21 protein-coding genes are annotated in these 20,095 nt (G+C 60.3%); 6 read left to right on the top strand and 15 right to left on the bottom strand.

Features of this window, described 5'->3' with window-relative positions; translation table 11 throughout:
* Positions 1 to 750, bottom strand: coding sequence for an electron transfer flavoprotein subunit beta/FixA family protein (locus AC1UK9_RS20120; protein WP_003226982.1), 750 nt, complete (start codon positions 748 to 750; stop codon positions 1 to 3).
* Between the two features lie 524 nt (positions 751 to 1,274).
* On the opposite strand from AC1UK9_RS20120, the gene AC1UK9_RS20125 reads away from it, so the two are divergent.
* Entirely contained in the window at positions 1,275 to 2,939 is a 1,665-nt protein-coding gene (locus AC1UK9_RS20125; RefSeq protein WP_025113051.1) for an electron transfer flavoprotein-ubiquinone oxidoreductase, read from the top strand.
* Between the two features lie 186 nt (positions 2,940 to 3,125).
* Here the strand turns inward: AC1UK9_RS20125 and AC1UK9_RS20130 are convergent, their stop codons facing one another.
* Positions 3,126 to 4,016, bottom strand: a complete 891-nt coding sequence (locus AC1UK9_RS20130; RefSeq protein WP_473013230.1) for an AraC family transcriptional regulator — start codon at positions 4,014 to 4,016, stop codon at positions 3,126 to 3,128.
* 190 nt (positions 4,017 to 4,206) lie between these two features.
* Here AC1UK9_RS20130 and AC1UK9_RS20135 point away from each other — a divergent pair, with 190 nt between their 5' ends.
* On the top strand, positions 4,207 to 5,259 hold the full coding sequence (locus AC1UK9_RS20135; RefSeq protein ID WP_473013231.1) for an NAD(P)-dependent alcohol dehydrogenase: 1,053 nt from the start codon (positions 4,207 to 4,209) through the stop codon (positions 5,257 to 5,259).
* Between the two features lie 4 nt (positions 5,260 to 5,263).
* Here AC1UK9_RS20135 and AC1UK9_RS20140 read toward each other — a convergent pair whose 3' ends face one another.
* The 11 genes from AC1UK9_RS20140 to AC1UK9_RS20190 form a co-directional block, all read right to left on the bottom strand.
* Complete coding sequence (locus AC1UK9_RS20140) at positions 5,264 to 6,067, bottom strand: IclR family transcriptional regulator (protein WP_096794901.1); 804 nt, start codon at positions 6,065 to 6,067, stop codon at positions 5,264 to 5,266.
* A 60-nt stretch (positions 6,068 to 6,127) separates the two neighbouring features.
* Complete coding sequence (locus AC1UK9_RS20145; protein WP_025113047.1) at positions 6,128 to 7,438, bottom strand: MFS transporter; 1,311 nt, start codon at positions 7,436 to 7,438, stop codon at positions 6,128 to 6,130.
* Between the two features lie 181 nt (positions 7,439 to 7,619).
* Positions 7,620 to 8,768, bottom strand: a complete 1,149-nt coding sequence (gene dgoD / locus AC1UK9_RS20150; protein WP_007903915.1) for a galactonate dehydratase — start codon at positions 8,766 to 8,768, stop codon at positions 7,620 to 7,622.
* A 46-nt stretch (positions 8,769 to 8,814) separates the two neighbouring features.
* Positions 8,815 to 9,435 (bottom strand): 2-dehydro-3-deoxy-6-phosphogalactonate aldolase, encoded by a 621-nt coding sequence (locus tag AC1UK9_RS20155; protein ID WP_473013232.1) that lies wholly within the window; start codon positions 9,433 to 9,435, stop codon positions 8,815 to 8,817.
* Between the two features lie 19 nt (positions 9,436 to 9,454).
* Positions 9,455 to 10,444, bottom strand: coding sequence for a 2-dehydro-3-deoxygalactonokinase (locus AC1UK9_RS20160; protein ID WP_473013233.1), 990 nt, complete (start codon positions 10,442 to 10,444; stop codon positions 9,455 to 9,457).
* Positions 10,445 to 10,521: 77 nt separating this feature from the next.
* A complete protein-coding gene (locus tag AC1UK9_RS20165) occupies positions 10,522 to 11,448 on the bottom strand; it encodes a hypothetical protein (RefSeq protein ID WP_025113044.1) in 927 nt (308 codons plus the stop codon).
* A 30-nt stretch (positions 11,449 to 11,478) separates the two neighbouring features.
* Entirely contained in the window at positions 11,479 to 12,012 is a 534-nt protein-coding gene (locus AC1UK9_RS20170) for a hypothetical protein (RefSeq protein ID WP_482578356.1), read from the bottom strand.
* Positions 12,009 to 12,737, bottom strand: coding sequence for an alpha/beta fold hydrolase (locus AC1UK9_RS20175; protein WP_473013235.1), 729 nt, complete (start codon positions 12,735 to 12,737; stop codon positions 12,009 to 12,011). Before AC1UK9_RS20175 ends, AC1UK9_RS20170 begins: the two co-directional genes overlap by 4 nt.
* Before the next feature lie 5 nt (positions 12,738 to 12,742).
* Positions 12,743 to 13,237, bottom strand: a complete 495-nt coding sequence (locus tag AC1UK9_RS20180; protein WP_473013236.1) for a PAAR domain-containing protein — start codon at positions 13,235 to 13,237, stop codon at positions 12,743 to 12,745.
* Positions 13,234 to 13,896, bottom strand: a complete 663-nt coding sequence (locus AC1UK9_RS20185) for a hypothetical protein (protein ID WP_482578357.1) — start codon at positions 13,894 to 13,896, stop codon at positions 13,234 to 13,236. The genes AC1UK9_RS20180 and AC1UK9_RS20185 overlap by 4 nt, the downstream gene beginning before the upstream one ends.
* A 159-nt stretch (positions 13,897 to 14,055) precedes the next feature.
* Positions 14,056 to 14,535, bottom strand: coding sequence for a GNAT family N-acetyltransferase (locus AC1UK9_RS20190; RefSeq protein ID WP_025113039.1), 480 nt, complete (start codon positions 14,533 to 14,535; stop codon positions 14,056 to 14,058).
* Positions 14,536 to 14,742: 207 nt separating this feature from the next.
* On the opposite strand from AC1UK9_RS20190, the gene AC1UK9_RS20195 reads away from it, so the two are divergent.
* The 4 genes from AC1UK9_RS20195 (at position 14,743) to AC1UK9_RS20210 (ending at position 17,418) form a co-directional block, all read left to right on the top strand.
* Positions 14,743 to 15,396, top strand: a complete 654-nt coding sequence (locus tag AC1UK9_RS20195) for an HD domain-containing protein (protein ID WP_482578358.1) — start codon at positions 14,743 to 14,745, stop codon at positions 15,394 to 15,396.
* 111 nt (positions 15,397 to 15,507) lie between these two features.
* Positions 15,508 to 16,704, top strand: a complete 1,197-nt coding sequence (locus AC1UK9_RS20200; RefSeq protein ID WP_025113037.1) for an MFS transporter — start codon at positions 15,508 to 15,510, stop codon at positions 16,702 to 16,704.
* 82 nt (positions 16,705 to 16,786) lie between these two features.
* Positions 16,787 to 17,116, top strand: coding sequence for a hypothetical protein (locus AC1UK9_RS20205; RefSeq protein WP_025113036.1), 330 nt, complete (start codon positions 16,787 to 16,789; stop codon positions 17,114 to 17,116).
* Between the two features lie 44 nt (positions 17,117 to 17,160).
* Positions 17,161 to 17,418, top strand: a complete 258-nt coding sequence (locus AC1UK9_RS20210; protein WP_016986009.1) for a hypothetical protein — start codon at positions 17,161 to 17,163, stop codon at positions 17,416 to 17,418.
* Between the two features lie 139 nt (positions 17,419 to 17,557).
* Here the strand turns inward: AC1UK9_RS20210 and AC1UK9_RS20215 are convergent, their stop codons facing one another.
* Together AC1UK9_RS20215 and AC1UK9_RS20220 are read right to left on the bottom strand one after the other, a co-directional pair.
* The gene (locus tag AC1UK9_RS20215; protein WP_482578359.1) at positions 17,558 to 18,487 is read right to left on the bottom strand and encodes a PfkB family carbohydrate kinase; all 930 of its coding nucleotides are present in this window, start codon (positions 18,485 to 18,487) and stop codon (positions 17,558 to 17,560) included.
* On the bottom strand, positions 18,480 to 19,946 hold the full coding sequence (locus tag AC1UK9_RS20220; RefSeq protein ID WP_025113033.1) for a purine-cytosine permease family protein: 1,467 nt from the start codon (positions 19,944 to 19,946) through the stop codon (positions 18,480 to 18,482). Before AC1UK9_RS20220 ends, AC1UK9_RS20215 begins: the two co-directional genes overlap by 8 nt.
* Positions 19,947 to 20,095: the final 149 nt, after the last annotated feature.

Here is a 20,095-nt window from a genome sequence, read left to right on the forward strand (position 1 = left end):
TTAGATTACCTTCGCTTCGTTTTTCAGTTTCTCGACCAGTTCAGCCACCGACTTGACCTTGATGCCAGCGCTGCGTGCAGCCGGCGCTTCAACTTTCAGGGTTTTGTTGGTGGAGGCGGTGGAAACGCCCAAAGCGTCCGGAGTCAGCACTTCGAGAGGCTTCTTCTTGGCTTTCATGATGTTTGGCAGGGACGCGTAGCGCGGCTCGTTCAAACGCAGGTCGGTGGTGACGATGGCCGGCAGTTTCAGCGAAACGGTCTGCGCGCCGCCGTCGATTTCGCGGGTCACGGCAACGCTGTCGCCGGAGACTTCGACTTTCGAGGCGAAAGTGCCCTGACCGTAGCCGCTCAGTGCAGCGAGCATCTGGCCGGTCTGGTTGTTGTCGCTGTCGATGGCCTGTTTGCCCAGGATCACCAACTGAGGTTGTTCCTTGTCGACCACAGCCTTGAGCAGCTTGGCCACGGCCAGCGAAGTCAGGTCTTCCGCGGATTCGACGAGGATGGCGCGGTCGGCACCCAGAGCCAGTGCAGTACGCAGCTGTTCCTGAGCGGTGGACGGGCCGATGGAGACGACGACGATTTCAGTCGCAACACCTTTCTCTTTCAGGCGTACGGCTTCTTCCACTGCGATTTCGCAGAACGGGTTCATCGACATCTTGACGTTGGCGAGATCGACGCCGGAATTGTCCGCCTTGACGCGAACCTTGACGTTGTAATCCACAACGCGTTTGACAGCTACAAGAACCTTCATGGATTCCTCGTTACTCTCCGGTGAAAAGAAAGTCGCCTAGGCGAACCTGGCGGTTGATGCTCATCGGGCACAAGGGCACCTCTAAAAACGCCGGCTGGGGGCGATGACCGTTCGTCAGTGGTGACCAACAAGTCATTGCTCTGCACGGTGTGTAAACTGCGCGCCGGACCTGCGCTGCGCATCACCTTCAACTGCCTGTGCCCTGTCTTTAGAGGTGCTCTTGAAACCGCCAGTCTGCCTACGGCGAGCGCAAAACCGACCGTATCTTGACCGGAACGCCTATTCCGGTCAATACGGCAAAATGGTCGTTCATAAGCCGCGCTTCTTTGATTTCTCTGGGCTGGAGCCGATTCAAACAAACGTTTGTATTGGACGCTCAGAGTGGTGTAGATATAATGCGCCGCCTAGAGAGAAAGGTGGTTTGTCCATTATTACCCTTGACGTTAACGTAAAGGCAATAACGGATACGACACCAAACCTCCAAATTAGAAAAAAACTGTTGAGCCTTGAGTAGGAGATAGCCTGTGGAACGCGAATACATGGAATTCGACGTGGTCATCGTCGGTGCCGGCCCCGCTGGCTTGTCCGCCGCCTGCCGCTTGAAGCAGAAGGCCGCCGAAGCCGGTAAGGAAATCAGCGTCTGCGTGGTCGAAAAAGGCTCCGAAGTCGGCGCACACATCCTTTCTGGTGCCGTGTTCGAACCACGCGCTCTGAACGAACTGTTCCCGGACTGGAAGGAACTCGGCGCCCCGCTGAACACTCCGGTCACCCGCGACGATATTTTCGTGCTGAAAAACGCCGAAAGCGCGCAGAAAATTCCTGACTTCTTTGTGCCCAAGACCATGCACAACGAAGGCAACTACATTATTTCCCTGGGCAACCTGTGCCGCTGGCTGGCGCAGCAGGCTGAGAACCTGGGCGTGGAAATCTACCCGGGCTTCGCTGCTCAGGAGGCCTTGATCGACGAAAACGGCATCGTGCGCGGGATCATCACCGGTGATCTGGGCGTCGACCGTGAAGGCAATCCGAAGGAAGGCCTGTACACCCCGGGCATGGAACTGCGTGGCAAGTACACGCTGTTCGCCGAAGGCTGCCGTGGCCACATCGGCAAGCAACTGATCAAGCGCTACAACCTCGACAGCGAGGCCGACGCCCAGCATTACGGCATCGGTCTGAAAGAAATCTGGGAAATCGACCCGGCCAAACACCAGCCTGGCCTGGTGGTGCACACCGCCGGCTGGCCGCTGGACATCATGGGCACCGAGAACACTGGCGGCTCGTTCCTCTATCACCTGGAAAACAACCAGGTGGTGGTTGGCCTGATCGTCGATCTGTCCTACAGCAACACCTACCTGTCGCCGTTCGACGAGTTCCAGCGCCTCAAGCACCACCCGGTGCTGGCTCAGTACCTGGAAGGCGGCAAGCGCGTCAGCTATGGCGCCCGCGCGATCTGCAAAGGTGGCCTGAACTCGCTGCCGAAGATGGTTTTCAAAGGTGGCGCGCTGATCGGTTGCGACCTCGGCACCCTGAACTTCGCCAAGATCAAGGGCAGCCACACCGCGATGAAGTCGGGCATGCTCGCCGCTGAATCGGTGGCCGACGCTCTGTTCGCCGAGAAGGATGGCACTGAAGAACTGACCACTTACGTCGACGCGTTCAAGAAGAGCTGGCTCTACGACGAACTGTTCGCCAGCCGCAATTTCGGCCCGGCGATCCACAAGTTCGGCGCCATTGTCGGCGGTGGTTTCAACTGGCTGGACCAGAACATCTTCGGCGGCAAACTGCCGTTCACCCTGCACGACACCAAGCCGGACTACGCGTGCCTGAAGCTGGCGGCTGACTGCAAGAAGATCGACTATCCGAAGCCGGACGGCAAACTCAGCTTCGACAAACTGAGCTCGGTGTTCATCTCCGGTACCAACCACGAAGAAGAACAGCCGTGCCACCTGAAGCTGACCGACCCGAGCATCCCGATCAGCAAGAACCTGCCGCTGTACGACGAACCGGCGCAGCGCTACTGCCCGGCCGGTGTCTACGAAGTGATTACCAAGGAAGACGGCGAGAAGCGCTTCCAGATCAACGCCCAGAACTGCGTGCACTGCAAGACCTGTGACATCAAGGACCCTTCGCAGAACATCACCTGGGTCACGCCGGAAGGCGCCGGTGGCCCGACTTACCCGAATATGTAAGTCGTATTGCTGAACAACAAGGCTCCCATATCGGGGGCCTTTTTGTTGCCCACGATATGGGAGCCGCACCAAAAATCCCTTGTGGGAGCGAGCCTGCTCGCGAATGCGATGGATCATCCAGAATAGATGTCGACTGATACACCGCATTCGCGAGCAGGCTCGCTCCCACGAGAACCTATTGCCAACTCAGGCCGCGCGTTCATCTCCGGGGCTACGCTCGAAGTAGCGTTTGTACTCGCGACTGAACTGCGACGTGCTCTGATACCCCACCCGATGCGCCACCTGCGCCACACCCAACCCCTCGGCGATCAGCAAGGTCTGCGCCTTGAGCAGGCGCAGGCGCTTCAGGTACTGCACCGGCGACAGCAACGTGCTGCGTTTGAAGTGCTCATGAAAGGTCGACACACTCATGTTCGCGCAACTGGCCAGGGTTTCGACGTTCAGCGGCTCGGTGTAATGCGCATGCAGATGACTGATCGACGCTGCAACACGCGCGAACTGCCCCTGCTGCTCCACCAGCGCTCGCAACACATCGGCCTGCGGCCCGCGCAGCGCGGTGAACAACAATTCGCGCACCCGCGAAGGCCCGAGAATCTGACACTCCAGCGGATCGTGCAGGCAGCTCAGCAAGCGTTCGACACAGCCGCGCATGTCATCGTCGAGCACCACCGAAGTCATCGACTCCGGGGTCTGCGCCGGAATGTGTCGCCCCGGCGCCAGCCCCATGGCCAGCACCAGCTCACCGAGCAGCACCCGGTCGATCGCCACCGACACCCCCAGCAATGGTGCGTCCGGCAAGGCAAAGGTTTCGCACTCGAACGGCACCGGCAGCGCCTGAATCAGGTAGTGCCCGGCGCCATACTCCATGGTGCGCGGACCGAGGAACGCCAGTTTGCTGCCCTGGGCGATGATCATCAGGCTTGGCTCATAGATGTGCGGGCCACGCGCCACGTCGCAACTGGCGCGCAACACCTGCACGCCGGGCAGCCCGGTCTGGCTGTAACCGTCGCGGAGCGCCAGTGGTTCGATCAGCGAAACCAGCGTGGCATTGGCATCAAGGTGGCGGGTCAACTGCATCGGAGGGGTCTTCAAAAAATTCACGGAAAAAGGCATGCAAGCATCATCGCAGATCCTTTTGCCAATGCGCTCGCCCAGACCCGCATGCCGGAGGATTAGGCATGAGACCCGGAGGAATCGTCATGGCCGGACCGGTGAACGGCGCCCAGAATGCGCCACCTCACCCGTCACTGCTTCTGCGAGGTTCATCATGTACACCGCTATCGGTTATGCCGCTCAATCGGCCACCACTCCCCTCGCCCCGATGAAATTCGAACGCCGCAGCCCTCGCGCTGACGACGTGGCGATCGAAATCCTGTACTGCGGCGTCTGCCACTCCGACATCCATCAGGCGCGCAACGAATGGGGTATCGCCGTCTATCCGCTGATGCCCGGCCACGAGATCGTCGGAAAAGTCACCGCCATCGGTGCGAACGTCACCCAACATAAAGTAGGCGATCTGGTCGGCGTTGGCTGCATGGTCGACTCCTGCCGCACCTGCGCCGCCTGCCAGCAAAACCTTGAGCAATACTGCCTCGAAGGCCCGACCATGACCTACGCCACCCCGGATCGGGTCGATGGCAGCAACACCATGGGCGGCTACTCGGACAGCATCGTCGTCAGCGAGCACTTCGTGGTGCGCATCCCGGAGAAACTCGACCTGGCCAGCGCCGCGCCGATCCTCTGCGCCGGCATCACCACCTACTCGCCGCTCAAGCACTACGGGGTCAAGGCCGGCGACAAGGTCGGGATTCTCGGCATGGGCGGCCTCGGCCACATGGGTATCAAGTTCGCCAAGGCGATGGGCGCAGAAGTCACGCTGTTCACCCGTTCGGCGAGCAAGGCCGAGGAAGGCCGTCGTCAGGGCGCCGATCATGTGATCGTCTCCACCGATGCCGAACAGATGGCCGCCGCCGCGGGCCGGTTCGACTTCCTGCTCGACACCATTCCGGTGCAGCACGACCTCAACCCGTACCTGCAAACCCTGCGCTTTGATGGCGTGCATATTCTGGTGGGACTGATCGAGCCGATCGACCCGCCGGTGCATGCCGCCAACCTGGTGCTGGGCCGCCGCGTACTGGCCGGCTCGTTGATCGGAGGCATCGCAGAAACCCAGGAAGTGCTGGATTTCTGCGCCGAGCACAGCATCACCTGCGACATCGAAATGCTCGACATCCGCCAGATCAACGAGGCTTACGCGCGCATGATCGCCGGTGACGTGAAATACCGCTTCGTGATCGACATGGCGACGCTCAAGGTTTAAGGCTTCAGACCTTCAAGCCAAGCTCCGCCGACAGCCGGGCTGTGACCCCTTTGATCAGGGGGATCAGCTCGGCCATTTTTTCCAGCGGCATGTACGGCACGGTGCTGGCGATGCTGATCGCCGCCACAATGCGCTTGCTTGCATCGCGAATCGGCGCCGCCACGCAGCGGATCGACGGTTCGTTGTCTTCCAGATCGAAGGCGTAGCCACCGGCTACGTACTCGGTCATGCGCTGCTCAAGCTGTTCCCACGACTGTTGGGGATGCTGCGGCCAGAACTGACTTTTCCCACCCGCCGGCAGACTGATGTCGTACAGCCGCTGCCAATCCTGCGGCGCATCGTCGAGCATCAAGGCCTTGCCGATCCCGGTGCGCGCCAACGGCATCCGATGGCCGACCCGCGAGCGCATTTCCGGGCCATTGCGCCCCGGATTTTTCAGCAGGTACAAAACCTCGTCGCCTTCACGAATACCCAGATGCACGGTGTCACCGGTCAGCGCCGACAACTCGTCCAGATACGGCCCGGCCAGGCTCACCAGCGGTAACTCTTCGCGCGCCTGAAACCCCAGCTCAATCAACTTTGGCCCGAGCAGATAGCCGATTTGCGGCACCACGCGCAGGTAGCGCTCGTCCACCAGGCAACTGGCCAGACGATGGGTGGTGCTGCGCGTGGTGCCGATCAGCCGGGCGATCTCTTTCAGATCGCGGGCGCCACTGGCCACCGCCTGCACCACACCCAGTCCGCGAAGCAGCGTCTGGGTGCCGGTGGGTGCGGCGTCCTTGGTTTTTTCCGGGGCGTCTTCCTGCATATCCAGCCTTTACCGTTGAGCGAGGGAACGGGCGGCATTATGGTCGCCCGACGCGGACCACTACAACTCGATACGTTCGACCTTGCCTACCAACAGCACGTAGGACAACGCGCCGATCAAGGCCAGCACGGCGATATAGGTGATCGCCGGGGCAAACGAATCGCCGCTGGCGAGGAAGCCGATGACGATCGGCGTGGCAATCGCCGACAGGTTGCCGATGAAGTTGAACACCCCTCCGGTCAGGCCCAGCAAGCGCGCCGGCGCCAGCGTCGAGACCAGCGACCAGGTGATCGACGCCAGCCCGTTGCCGAAAAACGCCAGCGCCAGGAAGGCGATCACCAGCGGCGTCGACTCAACGAAGTTGGCGCCGATGATCGAGGTGGAAATCAGCAACCCGCCGATAATCGGCAACTTGCGTGCAAAGCCCACGCTGCAGCCACGCCGAATCAGCAAGTCGGAGAAGAACCCCGAACACAGCACGCCGATGAACGCGGCAAGGAACGGCAGCGACGCCAGCAGGCCGGACTTGATGAAGTCCATGCCACGATATTTCACCAGGTAGGTCGGGAACCACGTGAGGAAGAACCACAGCGTCGAGTTCAGGCAGAACTGGCCGAGGTAGATGCCCCACAACTTGCGCCTGGTCAGGACGATACCCAGATCAGTCCAGCTGAATCTGGCTTTGACCTTGGCGGTGTCGGCCTGGATATCCACCAATCCGCCGCCCTCGCGGATCAGCTCGATTTCACCTTCGTTGGCGCCCTTGAAATCTCGCGGTTCGCGATACACCGCGTACCAGATCGCCGCCCAGACAATCCCGGCCGCACCGGTGGCAACAAACACCATGTGCCAGCCGAACTCATGTTGCAGCCACGCCAGCACCGGGGTCAGAAACGCCAGTCCGACAAATTGCCCGGAGGTGTAGAAACCAATCGCCGTCGCCCGTTCACGCTCGGGAAACCAGGTGGTGACCACACGGCTGTTGATCGGATAAGCCGGGGCTTCCAGCGCGCCGACCGCCATGCGCAACACGAACAGCGCAATGAAGCTCGCGGCAAAGCCGAGCATCACCGTGGCCAGCGACCACAGCAACAACGCAACGCTATAGAGGATGCGCGGTGGCACGCGATCGACCAGCCAGCCGCCGGGGATCTGCATCGCGGCGTAGGTCCAGCCGAACGCGGAGAAAATCAGCCCGACGTGAACCGGATCGATCCCCAGTTCACTGGTCAGCGCGGGGGCGGCAATCGACAGGTTGCTGCGGTCGAGGTAGTTGATGACCACGGTGATGAACAGCAACACCATGATGAAAAACCGCTTGCGGCTGGGCGTGACTAAAGACGCCTGCCCGGTGAGGGTGTGCGGTGGCATGGGGAGTGCCTCTTCTTATGATTATTTGAGGTCATTGACGCAAATCTCCCATCCATGGAGATCAAAACCGTGGGAGCGAGCCTGCTCGCGAAGGCGTCGGATCAGTCACATTGATGTCGGATGTGACATGGCATTCGCGAGCAGGCTCGCTCCCACAGGGGAATACAGGTGATTCAGGGACTCACCACTCGGCAAAGCTGCCATCGGCATGGCGCCAGATCGGGTTGCGCCAACGGTGACCGACGGCGGCGCGTTCGATCACGTATTCCTCATTGATCTCGATGCCCAGCCCCGGCCCGTTCGGAATCTTCACGAAGCCTTTGTCGTAATCGAACACCCGGGGGTCCTTCACATAGTCGAGCAAGTCGTTGCTCTCGTTGTAATGGATGCCCAGGCTCTGCTCCTGGATAAACGCGTTGTAACAAACCGCGTCGAGTTGCAGGCACGCCGCCAGCGCAATCGGCCCCAGCGGGCAATGCAGCGCCAGTGCCACGTCGTAGGCTTCGGCCATGTTGGCGATCTTGCGGGTTTCGGTGATGCCGCCGGCGTGGGAAGCATCCGGCTGGATGATGTCGACGTAACCTTCGCTCAATACGCGCTTAAAGTCCCAACGCGAGAACAGCCGCTCACCGAGCGCAATCGGCGTGCTGGTCAGCGGCGCCAGTTCCTTCAGTGCCTCATAGTTTTCGCTGAGCACTGGCTCTTCGATGAACATCAGTTTGTACGGGTCGAGTTCCTTCATCAGTACCTTGGCCATCGGCTTGTGCACCCGACCATGGAAGTCCACGCCGATGCCGACGTTCGGTCCGACCGCGTCACGCACAGCGGCGACGTTGGCCAGTGCAAGGTCGACTTTCTCGAAGGAATCGAGGAACTGCAGCTCTTCGGTGCCGTTCATTTTCACCGCGGTAAAACCACGGCTCACCGCCTCTTTCGCCGCCCGTGCGGTGTCGGCCGGACGGTCGCCGCCGATCCACGAATACACGCGGATCTTGTCACGCACCTGACCGCCGAGCAGATCGCTGACCGACACGCCGAGGGCCTTGCCCTTGATGTCCCACAACGCCTGGTCGATACCGGCCAGCGCACTCATGTGAATCGCACCGCCACGGTAGAAGCCGCCGCGGTACAGGACGGTCCAGATGTCTTCGATGTTGCGTGGGTCTTTGCCGATCAGGTAGTCGGACAATTCCTCGACGGCAGCAGCGACGGTGTGGGCGCGACCTTCGACCACGGGTTCGCCCCAACCGGTCACGCCCTCGTCGGTTTCAACTTTGAGGAAGCACCAGCGCGGCGGCACGATGAAGGTGGTGAGTTTGGTGATTTTCATCTTTTTGTCTCTCTTATAGATGCAGCGCACGCGGCGCCAAAAAGTCTTAGCGAAGCGCTTTCCAGGCGGCCACGTAGGCCTTGGCATTTTCCGCCACTTGCTGCGGCGTCATGCCCGGTTTGAACAGGCCGGAACCCAGCCCGAAACCTTTGACCCCGGCATCGATGAATGCCTGCATGTTGTCCGGCGTGATCCCGCCAACCGGTGCCAGCACCGTCCCCGAGGGCAACACCGCGAGCCAGGCCTTGACCACCGCCGGCCCCATCTGCTCGGCCGGGAACAGCTTGAGAATGTCCGCGCCCTCCTCCAGCGCCGCGAAGGCTTCGGTCGGCGTAGCGACACCCGGCGACAGGTACAGCCCAGCCGCTTTCGCTGCGCGCAGTACCTTGGCGTCGCTGTGCGGCATGACGATCACCTGGCCGCCAGCGGCTTTCACCTGCTCGACCTGTTCTGCGGTCAGCACCGTGCCGGCACCGATCAGGCAATCGGCGGGCAAGGTCTGACGCAAGATGCGGATACTTTCATACGGCGAAGGGGAATTGAGCGGTACTTCGATGACGCGAAATCCAGCCGCATACAGGACTTCTCCGACAGCGGCAGCTTCCTGCGGATGCAGGCCACGCAGAATCGCGATCAGACCGTTTTGTGCCAGTGTTTGCTTGAGCATGTCAGGCCTCCAGTCAGGGTTAACGGGATGAGGAATCGAGCAGTCCGGCGGCGAGCGCCAATTGCCACAGGCCACGCTCGGTGGCTTGTTCGGCGAGGGTCACGCGGTCGAAACCGCAGGCGTCGAGCGCACGGCTGTAGCGGGCGCAGAGTTGCGCGTTGCCAATGAGGATGATCGAGGGAAGATCGGGATTGTTACGGCGACGGCGTTGCGCGTCAGCCAGTGCCGCCAGTTCATGGCCGATCATCAGCCCGGACAGGTAATCCGCTTGCACCGTCGGGGCCAGTTCGCCGGTCAGGCCCAGGGTGCGCGCACTGAACAGCGTGGAAAGCACACCCAGTTCGCCGTCCGCCGACAGCGCCACCTGCACGCCACGGTCAAACGCCAGACCATCGAACGTCGCCCCCTGTTGCTGGGTACGCCCGAGAATGCTGTGCTCACTGAGCACAGCGAACACTTCGCCGGTCATGAAGGTATCGAAATGCGTGATGCAACCATCGACCACCTCCACCCACTTGGAATGGCTGCCCGGCAGGCCGATCAACAGATCACCGCCCGCCTCGGCCGGCAGGTTCTGCAACACGCCGAGGACCTGGGTTTCTTCACCGCGCATCACGTTCGGCAGACGCGAACGCTGGATCACGCCCGGCACGATATGCACCCGCGTGCCACGCAGACTGACCAGTGTCTGTAGGGAATTTCCGAGATTGGCGACATTCGCCGGTGTTTCGCAGTAAGCCGCTTCGCGCCAGCCTTGGGCGCTGCCGACCATGCCGCAGGCGATTACCGGGAGCTCCGGTTGCGCCTCGAGCCAGTCGCCACACGCGTCTTCGAAGGCCAGTTCAAAACCGTCGGCGCATTCACGACCGTTGATGACTCGCGGCGTCTTGGGCAACTGCATGATCCCGGACGACAGCGCACGCTGCTCCAGCACCACACCGCCCGCCGCGAGTTTGTAAGCACGTAATGAGGTCGTCCCCCAATCGAGCGCGATCAATTGCGCCTGCATCGCTTCACCTGTTTTGTTTTTGGCAGTGAGTGCGACGGACTATAGACCTCTCAGACTTAAAATCTCAATATGTAATTTTACATCCCATATTGTGGGACTGTATCAGCCCATTTTGTCCAGCGCTGAACGACATCCAGATTGTTGTTGATCAGGATCCTCACTGTTTCGTACTCGCTGAATCCCACCTCATGTGTACGGCCCTTGTCGTCAGTTACTCCGGGCTCCCGGCGTCCGTCAGCGCGAATAATGGTGTACGCCGCGAAGGGCGCCGGGTTTTCCTCTGAACCTGAAACAACCTTCAGTTTCGTGTTGTTCGGCGCAAACGAGGCCAGCATGCCGGCATAGGGCACGTCACTACAGAGTCCAAGGCTGTCGATCTGGTCATATCCCAGCGCCAGGTCATAACGCCAGCGCACGATGCACACTGAGGCAAAAGGCAGCAACGACTTTGGTTGGTCGGGCTGTTTGAGCGAAATACGCGCAGGTGCCACGCGCGGATGTTCTATTGCGGCAATGAACCGCAATGTGGGCATGTACATGACTTTCGAGTAATACGCCACGAACGGGAACGCGGTTATGACCACCTTGCACGGAATGTATTCCTGCGGTTTGAGGATCTGCACCAACTCAACCGGTCGGATGTGGTTACGTCCGTCATTGACGGCGTGATTCTCGACACTGATGTTCGCGAACATCTCATAGCGACGATCGCCCTCGATCAAGCGCATGCCGCTGACGATTCCCGAGGCTTCCAGGACGATTTTATGTTCGATGGAAAAATCCGGATCGCCATTCAACGAACAATGGATCCAAGTACCAATCTGCCCTCGTCGCCCATGATCCTCATACAGGTCAATGAGGTTTCGGTCTGAGGTGAAACGCAGGTCGTAAGAGGAAGATATCTCGTGATTGATCGAGACAAATTCAAGCCTCGCAGGGGGCACATCCAAGTGCATGCAGGAGGAACACAACGCAAACAAACAAATCAAAAGCAACCTTGCCATTACCACTCCAAAAGCCAACTGCTGGGCGCGTCATCGAAAACTTTCGTAGTCCGACAAGGCAGAAAAAACATCTGCAACGGGGATGAACAGTGATTTGGTGTAATACGCTTCATAACCCGTTGCCGTAACCACCACTTTGCACGGAATCATTTGTTTATCTTTCAACAAGCCTTTTATGGCGTCACGACTCAAGTAATGTGAGGTCCTTTTCTTTTCACCAACGTCCTTGAAAGCAATGCTCGCGGTGTATCCGAATCCGGCTGTATGCAAACGCTGCTTATTTTCCCTGACCAAACCCATTGCTGCTTTCGATATCGTATGTTCAATGGAAAAGTCAGTGTCATCACCCAGGGCGCAAATGAATACCTGGTCAAAGCTGTTCGCTTTCTTTTCCCGCCAGAAAATCTCCAGCAGTTCCACATCCGAATTGAAATTGACCTCAAAAAAAACGCTTTTCGAGCGCGGTGTGATCGATTCATAGCCCAAAGTCGCGGGCGTGATGTCATGAGACTTTGCGCAGGCAGCGCAAAATAAAGAAACAGCGATCAGCAGTACCCATCTCATGCACCTTCCCTCAAATAACCAGCAATTGAATTCGCCGACAAATCCAATGCCGACTGCCCGCACTCCAGGCGGGACTCATACAATCTCAACGCCGAGTAGTGGTTAAATTTGACGATCCCCATGACATCGGGGCCCGATTCAATATCCCACTTGCCCCCTACCCAAGCGACAACGTCAGTTCGATCCATCTCGTCAGGCTCGGCTCGAACGTTGATCCAGGTCTGCGCCTTGGGGGTTGGCTCCGACCAGTAAATATCGGAAATCAACGCCACCATCACACCTTCTCCCACAGGATCCAGAGTGACTAGCATTTTCACGATATAACCTTTATCGGTCAGAATCTGCGACAAATGTGCGCCGTTCCACCCGCCCAGACTATGACCAACGATGTAGACATGCGCAGACTTGTGAGGCAGCTTCGAGAATACAAACTCCTCCAGATCGGCATCCCCTTTTACATCGTTGTATCCCATGTAATAGGGTTGGAATTTTCCGCCATAGCTCGTACCCAAACGACTCTGCAAAGCTTCCATGGCCCGCAACGTGTAGTTGCTCGGCCCGTCTCCGTAGTAACTTTCCGAATCGCCAGCACCGCCAATGAAAAAGGCTACAACCTCTCTGGCAAGCGTCACGGGTTTGACCGTCTTATCCTCTTTTGTCGTCAACTCATGACTGGCGACCAGTCTCCCGATGCATCCTTGAACGGCTCCGGATTGAGCACCCATCGGTATTACTCCACGTACAGTTTGATAGTTTCTTTGAGGTGCGAACTGACGGTGTGGGTATGCCCCCCGGCATCAGTGACGCCTCGTTCCAGCGATCCATCCGCCCGCTCGATGACGTAGGCAATATAGGAGAGTGGTTCACCGCTGTTTTCATCAACAATCTGCATTCGATCATTGAAATGCACAGGCATCGGCAACAACCCGCTAAACGCCGCCCCACCGCCGCTCTGCCCAATAATCACCGTCCCCGAGCCACCGACCACGACATTGCCGTGCCCTCCGGTGCTATCGAGCGTGGCCGCGTTCAGGCCGTTGATGAATACGGTGCCGGAAACGGCGCCGGTGATCGGGCTACCACATGCCGATTTATCGGTCATGCGCGCGGCGGCGAGGCCGTCGAAGAAGACGTCGGAGGAGCCGGAAACAATCGGGTTGGTGCCATGGCCTGGCAGTGGGCAGGCGGTCGGGTCGGTGACGCGTGCAGCGGGTTTACCACTCAATTCAAAGCTCCTTGCTTCAGGGGTTCCGGGGACGGTTGGTGGAGATCGACGTCGGTCGCGGCGAAGCGCCAGCGGTTGTCGACGGGGTCGAACAGGGCGTGGCAATGCTCACGGCTGTCGGGGGATGCGGCGGTTTGCAAGTGTCGCCAGGCTTCGTCGGTGTGCCAGGCCAGTTCGGCCGGCGAGGCGTCGTCGAGTTCGTTGAGCCAGGCGTTGTAGTGGCGCAGGTGATTGCGCTCGTAGGTCGATTGCAGCAGATCGGCCATTTGCACGCCGAGGTCCAGATGATGCTCGGCAGTCCACTGGCCGATCTTGGAATAGACGTACCAGCCCATCGGCACCAGCGCGTCGTCCTTGAGCAACGAGTCGCCGGCCGGGGCGACGAAACCGCAGCTGATGTGCAACGTCAGCCAGCCTTGCTGCGCGTCGATAAACGCATGCGGCTCAAACTGGCGCAACGGGATCACGCGGTAGTCATCAAGGCCGGCGCTGCGCGTCATGAGTTCGGCATCGAGCCGCGACACAAACGCGCGAATGGCTTTGCCACCCGTGCGGTTGACGATGCACAGGATGTCTACCGGTTGACGCTGAGGGTTGTCAGAGCAGCCTGAGTTTTTCACCAGGCCGTACAGACGCATTGACGCTCGCAGTCCGCTCATCGCCGGTCACTCATTGACGCAGCGAAGGCTCCACGGGCGTGGAGAAATTGTGCCAGAGGCATTGCAGATGTCGTCCGTGAGCGCGCAAAAATGGCGCGTAGAATGCCGGACTAGAGCGGTGACGGCAATCGATTCAACATTGGATTGCCATCATTTACCTCAGCCCTCGGCAAACTCGCGCAACACCTTGCCATCCATGCGATAGCGCACCCACTCTTCCTGCGGTTGCGCGCCCAGGGATTTGTAGAATTCGATGGCCGGGGTGTTCCAGTCCAGCACGCTCCATTCGAAGCGCCCGCAATCATTGTCGCAGGCGATTTTCGCCAGATGCCGAAGCAGGGTTTTGCCGGCACCGCCGCCGCGTTGTTCGGGGGTGATGTAGAGGTCTTCGAGGTACAGGCAGTTGCTGCCGAGCCACGTCGAATAGCTGAAGAAGAACACCGCAAAACCGATCGGCACAGCGTCGCGCAGGCAGATCAGGCCATGCGCCGTGGCGCCTTCGCTGAACAGGCTGCGTTCGATGTCGGTGACGCTGGCGATGACTTCGTGGCGGGCCTTTTCGAAATCTGCCAGTTCGGTGATGAAGGCGAGGATTTGCGGAGCGTCGCTGGGGGTCGCCGGGCGGATTTCGATCGTCATGGACGGGCCTTGTCGGAAAAGGGAAAGCGCCATACTAAGGCCGGACGCGGCGCTCGTCACATGCCAATACACAACCTGTCTAGTACAGTGGCGAGGGGATTTATCCCCGATGGGGCGCGAAGCGGCCCTGACCAAGGGACTGCTGCGCAGTACATCGGGGATAAATCGCCTCGCCACAGAAGCGCAACTCAACTTGAAAGGACACTTATGTCTGCCAGCGTTTTTGCCCCTCTGATCACCCTCGCCAGCGAACTGCTGCCCCACGCCCTCGAACCCTCCGACGACGGCGCCCACGACCTCGCTCACCTGCAACGGGTCTGGCACAACGTGCGCACCTTGCAGGCCGAGGAAGGTGGTGACGTTGAAGTGCTGCTCGCCGCGGTGTTGCTGCACGATTGCGTGGCTGTCGAGAAGAACTCGCCGCTGCGCTCGCAGGCTTCGCGTCTCGCCGCCGAGAAAGCCGCAAAGGTGCTGGCTGAACTGGATTGGCCCAAAAGCAAAATCGCCGCCGTCGTCCACGCCATCGAAGCCCACAGTTTCTCCGCCGATATCACCCCGCTCACCCTTGAAGCGAAGCTTGTCCAGGACGCTGACCGGCTCGATTCATTAGGCATGCTCGGCGTCGCCCGTACCTTCTACGTCGCCGGGCGCATGGGCAGTGCGCTGTACGACCCGCTCGACCCCGAAGCCAAAGCACGCGACTACGACGACAAACGTTTTTGTCTCGATCATTTCCAGACCAAACTGCTGCACCTCGCCAAGGGTTTCCAGACCAGAGCCGGCCAGCGGCTGGCACAGATCCGTCATCAGCGTCTGCAGTGTTTCATGGAGCAGCTCAAGGAAGAAATCGGCATCGCCTGAGGCGGTTACTCCGGTGCGCAGCGATCCTGACATCAGCAAGCTCGAACCTAACCCGCGCGCCTGCTGTGATAGATAGAGGAGGCTCAATTCTCCCGGTCAAGGAACCGCGTCATGCCTCAAGCGACACCCCAGGTCTCGGGCCGACTGTTCGGCCTGTTCTGCCTCGCCAGTTATCTGTTGTCACTGTCTTACGGCTCGACGTTTCTGCTGTCGTTGCTGATCGGCTCGCGCGGTGGCAACGAGCACGATGCCGGCAGCGTGATCAGTGCAGCGATGCTCAGTACATTCGTCGCGGTGCTGGTGTCCGGGCACTTGTCCGATCTGCTCGGAGCGGCGCGTTCGATTGCCTTGTTCGGCCTGTTGCTGGTAGCGGCGAGTCTGGGTTTTGCGCTGACGCCGGGGTTCGGTGATCTGCTGCTGTTTTTCGGTTTGCTGCTGGGGTTGGGCTGGGGTGTTTTCTATACGCTGGGGCCGATCATCGTCGCCAGTCTGGTGAGTCCGGCGCAGCGGGCGAAATACTTTGCCTTGCTGTCCGGCAGCATGATGACCGGCATCGGCAGCGGCCCGTTGCTCGGGCGAGCAGCCAGTGCGTTGGGTCTGCCGCTGACCTCGGCGTTTTATCTGGCCGCGCTGGCGAGCCTGATCGGCGTGCTGTTGTTCTGGCAACTCGGCGCAAAGCTGAAAAGCGCGCAGACCACAACGGCTGCAAAAATCACTTGGCAAGCGACCATTCAAGTGCTCGGATCGCGCGCCCTGTTTCCGATCATCATGGTCGGTTTGGGCGGCTGCGTGTTCGGCGGGCTGTCGAGCTTCCAGACCAGCTACGCCGCCGCCCACTCACTGGATTACTCGTTGTTCTTTGTTGGCTTCATGAGCGCGGCGATCGGCAGCCGAATGTTGATCGCAGGCTTTGTGGTCAAACGTGATCCGCTGTGGGCCTCGTGCCTGCTGTCGGGGCTGATGCCGGGTTCGATCATGCTGTTCGCATTCGGCGTGCACAGCGGCTTCAGCTACCTGCTGGCGGCGGTGCTGCTGGGTGTCGGTTATGGACTGACGTATTCGGTGATCAATGGCCTCGCCGCCAACGAGGCACCCCACGGCACCACGTCCCAGGCCCTGCTGCTGTTCAGTCTGTCGTACTTCATTGGGGTGTTCGGTTTCCCGTTATTGGCCGGGAAAATCATCGTCGACCAAGGCATGTCGACGCTGTTGCTCACCGTGCTTGGCGTGGCGCTGACGAACTGGCTGATCACGGTTGGCCGTTTGCTCTGGCGGCGCCCCCCTTTCAACTCTGTACGGGCAAGCTAGACCGTTCGTCGTTCATCAGGCACCAATCCAGTTCAAGGGCAGACCAACGACAGGTAAGGATTCCAATCACTGGAGATGCCCTATGATCCCGTCAAGGTTGACTGCCCTCGTTTTCACCGTCCTGCTCTGCCCCGCGGCCTTCGCCGCCACCGCAGCAGGCACCGGCCCGACCGATCCGGTCGAACGGCCCAAAGCCCCCGCCATTCAAAGTGCCCCCGGTATGAATACCGACGGTTCGGGTGTCGAGAACGCCCTGCCACCGGCTACCGGCACCGACCCACGTACCCAGGGCAACGACCCGGGACGTCAGGGCGGCACCTCCGGCAACCCTGTTCCACCTGACAATTCAGGTGCCGGCATGGGCTCGAAAACCACCACCGGTGGTTCGGGCTCCGAAGGCACCGGTCAGTAGTTCGCCGACGCGAGCGTCCTATTCACATCCATGAAGAGGTAACCATGAACGTCGATAAAAACCTGGAAAAAGAAGTCCTCACCCGCCTGCTGCACGCCCATCCGAGCGGACTCGGCAAAGAGGTGCTGGACAACTATCGCGGTGAGAAAGTCGTGGCCAGCGCCCTCGCCGCCCTGCAGGATCGCGGGCTGATTCACCATGGTCATGTGACCTGCAACGAGGCTGGCGAACACTCGTTGAACCTGCCGATCAAGCTCAGTGCGGCCGGTGTTGAAGCGGCGCGCAAACTGGATCTGCAGTAACGTTCCGGCCGTTCGCTGCCTGCGCGGTGAACGGCCATATCTGCCAGCAGCAATTCCATGCAGCATAGAATCTCCCACAGGCGATTTGCGTCGTTCACACACCCCATGTGGGAGCGAGCCTGCTCGCGAAAGCGCTGGATCAATCGCCGCAGGACTCGCGGATAAACGCATCCACTTCGCCAGCCCCTGGCGCAGTCGCCGGCCCCCAGCGCGTCACTGCCAAAGCCGCCGCCGCATTCGCCCTTCGCGCCGCCTCAGGCGCCGTCAATCCCTGCGCCAATCCGGCGACGAACACCCCGGCATGCGCGTCACCCGCGCCGTTGCTGTCCAGTGCTTTCACCGCAAACCCCGGTACATGTTGACGCTCGCCACGCTGATGGATCCAGCAACCCTGCGGCCCGTCGCGCACCACCATCAGCACGTCGTCGGGCAGGTGTTCGGCAAGGCGATCCAGGGCATCACTGATGTCCGCAGCGCCGGTAAATCGCAGCGCCTCGACGCTGTTGCTGGTCCACACATCAATGCGCGGCAACAACGCCTGCATCAGCGGCGAATTCGGCGATTCCACCAACGGCCCCGGATCGAACACCACATGGATTGTCGCCGGCAGCGCCAGCGTCCAGTCCAGCAGCGGCTGCGCCTTGCCCTCATGCAGCAAGCTGTAACCGCTGAGATAAACATAATCGCCCGCCTCGGCCGCGACGCTGTTCAAGTCCTCTTGCGTGACCTCGCCTTCGGCGCCGATGTAGGAAATGAAACTGCGCTCGGCCGATGCATCGGTCAGCGCCACGCACAGACCAGTGTCGCGCTGCGCCGGCTGTTCGATGCCGATGTGAATGCCTTCAGCGTTCATCGCCTGGCGCGCCAGATCGCCGAAGCGCCCGCTGCCGTGGCGACCGAGATAGACCACTGGCAAGCCATTGCGCACGGCAGCGGCCATGACGTTGAAACCGCCGCCGGCTTCGAAAGCGGCCGATTGCGCGAGCACATCACCGCCGACTTGCGGCAGCTGATCCACGGCCATGACCAGGTCGATGATGACCTGGCCGGTGTGCAACATCTTAGGCATGAGCATTCTCGACTTGCGCAGCGCGACGGTCCTTCGCACCGCCGAGGACCCAGTAAATGCCACCGGCAACCACGAAGGTCACGATCCAGCCCAGACCGTTGTGGCCCAGCCACGAGTCGGACAAAAAGCCCTTGAACCAGACGTTCTCGGCGGTGGTGCCGATGGTGGTGAAACTGAAGCCAAGTACGATGGCAATCGCCCACGCACCGAATGCGCGCCACTCGATGCCGCCGTGATACCAGTAGGCGCTGCTCGGGCTGACGTCGAGCAGGTCTTTGGGGCTGTAGTAGTGGCGGTGAATCAAGTCGACCACAAAGATCCCGACCCACGCAGTAATCGGCACCGCCAGCAGGGATATGAAGGTGATGAACGGGCCGTAGAAGCTGTCGGCGATGAGCATGAAGTAGATCGAACCGGCGAAGATCGCGACGATATCCACCACCACCGCGTAAACGCGTTTGACCTTCAGGCCGAGGGTCAGCGTGGTCAGGCCAGCGGAGTACACCGAGAGATTGTTCGACAGCAGCAGCCCGCCGAATGCGGTGATCAGGTACGGCACCGCCATCCACGTCGGCAGCATGTCGCGGATCGCCACGATCGGGTCAGTCGCCGACGCCAGGTCATTGTTACCCACCGACAGCAGGCCGCCGAGGGTGATCAGCAGCACCAGCGGAATCCCCGCACCGAACGCGGCGGACGCCACCAGGCGCACGGCCTTGACGCTGCGGTGCTGATAGCGCGACATGTCGGCACCGGCGTTGGCCCAGCCGATCCCGGTGCCGGCGGCCATGGTGCCGATGCCGATGATCATGGCGCTCATCGGCGCTGGCGTGGCGTTGAACACCGCGCTCCAATCGATGGTGGCGCAGAGGAAGCCGCCGACCAGAAGGTTCAGCGCGCCGAACACGTACGTCGCCCACTTCTGGATCACCAGCAAAGTTGCGTGGCCGAGGCCGGAAACCGACAGGGTCAGCAGGACGAAAATCGCAATGAAGATCAGCGTCAGCACCGGCGCACTCTTCGCCTCAACCGGTGAGCCGAACAGGATCGAGCACAGCGACAGCAACACGAACGCTGCCGTGGTGGTATTGACGGTTTCCCAGCCCAGACGCGACATCAGCGAGACCAGCGTCGGGCCGATATTGCCGCGTACGCCGAAGATCGCGCGCGACAACGTCAGGCTCGGCGCACGGCCACGACGGCCGGCAATCGAGATGATCCCCACCACCGCGAATGAACCGGCAGCACCGATGATCGCGACGATGATTGCCTGCCAGATCGCCAGCCCGCGAAACGCGACCAGCGTTGCGCCCAGCGGCAGACCGAGAATGGAAATATTGGCGGCGAACCAGACCCAGAACAGTTGCAGCGGATGACCGTTGCACTCGGCTTCCGGCACCGGTTCGATACCCCGGGTTTCCAGCTGCCCGGCGCTTTGCCCGGCGTTTGATGAACTCATGAACAGTGCTCCTGTTTGCCTTTATTGTGGTTGTGGCAATGACGCAAAACGACAAGACATCCCGGCCGTCCTGGGCCTGTCTGTGCGATCCATTGCGGGTGAGTATTCAAGATGTACAGTGCGGCCTTCGCGAGCAAGCCCGCTCCCAC

Source organism: Pseudomonas sp. AK-TSAG1-1, assembly GCF_056821665.1.

Coding starts and splice junctions, on each gene's coding strand:
- AC1UK9_RS20120 (WP_003226982.1), bottom strand. CDS start 750: ATGAAGGTTCTTGTAGCTGTCAAACGCGTTGTGGATTACAACGTCAAG.
- AC1UK9_RS20130 (WP_473013230.1), bottom strand. CDS start 4,016: ATGCAGTTGACCCGCCACCTTGATGCCAATGCCACGCTGGTTTCGCTG.
- AC1UK9_RS20135 (WP_473013231.1), top strand. CDS start 4,207: ATGTACACCGCTATCGGTTATGCCGCTCAATCGGCCACCACTCCCCTC.
- AC1UK9_RS20140 (WP_096794901.1), bottom strand. CDS start 6,067: ATGCAGGAAGACGCCCCGGAAAAAACCAAGGACGCCGCACCCACCGGC.
- AC1UK9_RS20145 (WP_025113047.1), bottom strand. CDS start 7,438: ATGCCACCGCACACCCTCACCGGGCAGGCGTCTTTAGTCACGCCCAGC.
- dgoD (WP_007903915.1), bottom strand. CDS start 8,768: ATGAAAATCACCAAACTCACCACCTTCATCGTGCCGCCGCGCTGGTGC.
- AC1UK9_RS20155 (WP_473013232.1), bottom strand. CDS start 9,435: ATGCTCAAGCAAACACTGGCACAAAACGGTCTGATCGCGATTCTGCGT.
- AC1UK9_RS20160 (WP_473013233.1), bottom strand. CDS start 10,444: ATGCAGGCGCAATTGATCGCGCTCGATTGGGGGACGACCTCATTACGT.
- AC1UK9_RS20165 (WP_025113044.1), bottom strand. CDS start 11,448: ATGGCAAGGTTGCTTTTGATTTGTTTGTTTGCGTTGTGTTCCTCCTGC.
- AC1UK9_RS20170 (WP_482578356.1), bottom strand. CDS start 12,012: ATGAGATGGGTACTGCTGATCGCTGTTTCTTTATTTTGCGCTGCCTGC.
- AC1UK9_RS20175 (WP_473013235.1), bottom strand. CDS start 12,737: ATGGGTGCTCAATCCGGAGCCGTTCAAGGATGCATCGGGAGACTGGTC.
- AC1UK9_RS20185 (WP_482578357.1), bottom strand. CDS start 13,896: ATGAGCGGACTGCGAGCGTCAATGCGTCTGTACGGCCTGGTGAAAAAC.
- AC1UK9_RS20190 (WP_025113039.1), bottom strand. CDS start 14,535: ATGACGATCGAAATCCGCCCGGCGACCCCCAGCGACGCTCCGCAAATC.
- AC1UK9_RS20195 (WP_482578358.1), top strand. CDS start 14,743: ATGTCTGCCAGCGTTTTTGCCCCTCTGATCACCCTCGCCAGCGAACTG.
- AC1UK9_RS20200 (WP_025113037.1), top strand. CDS start 15,508: ATGCCTCAAGCGACACCCCAGGTCTCGGGCCGACTGTTCGGCCTGTTC.
- AC1UK9_RS20205 (WP_025113036.1), top strand. CDS start 16,787: ATGATCCCGTCAAGGTTGACTGCCCTCGTTTTCACCGTCCTGCTCTGC.
- AC1UK9_RS20210 (WP_016986009.1), top strand. CDS start 17,161: ATGAACGTCGATAAAAACCTGGAAAAAGAAGTCCTCACCCGCCTGCTG.
- AC1UK9_RS20215 (WP_482578359.1), bottom strand. CDS start 18,487: ATGCCTAAGATGTTGCACACCGGCCAGGTCATCATCGACCTGGTCATG.
- AC1UK9_RS20220 (WP_025113033.1), bottom strand. CDS start 19,946: ATGAGTTCATCAAACGCCGGGCAAAGCGCCGGGCAGCTGGAAACCCGG.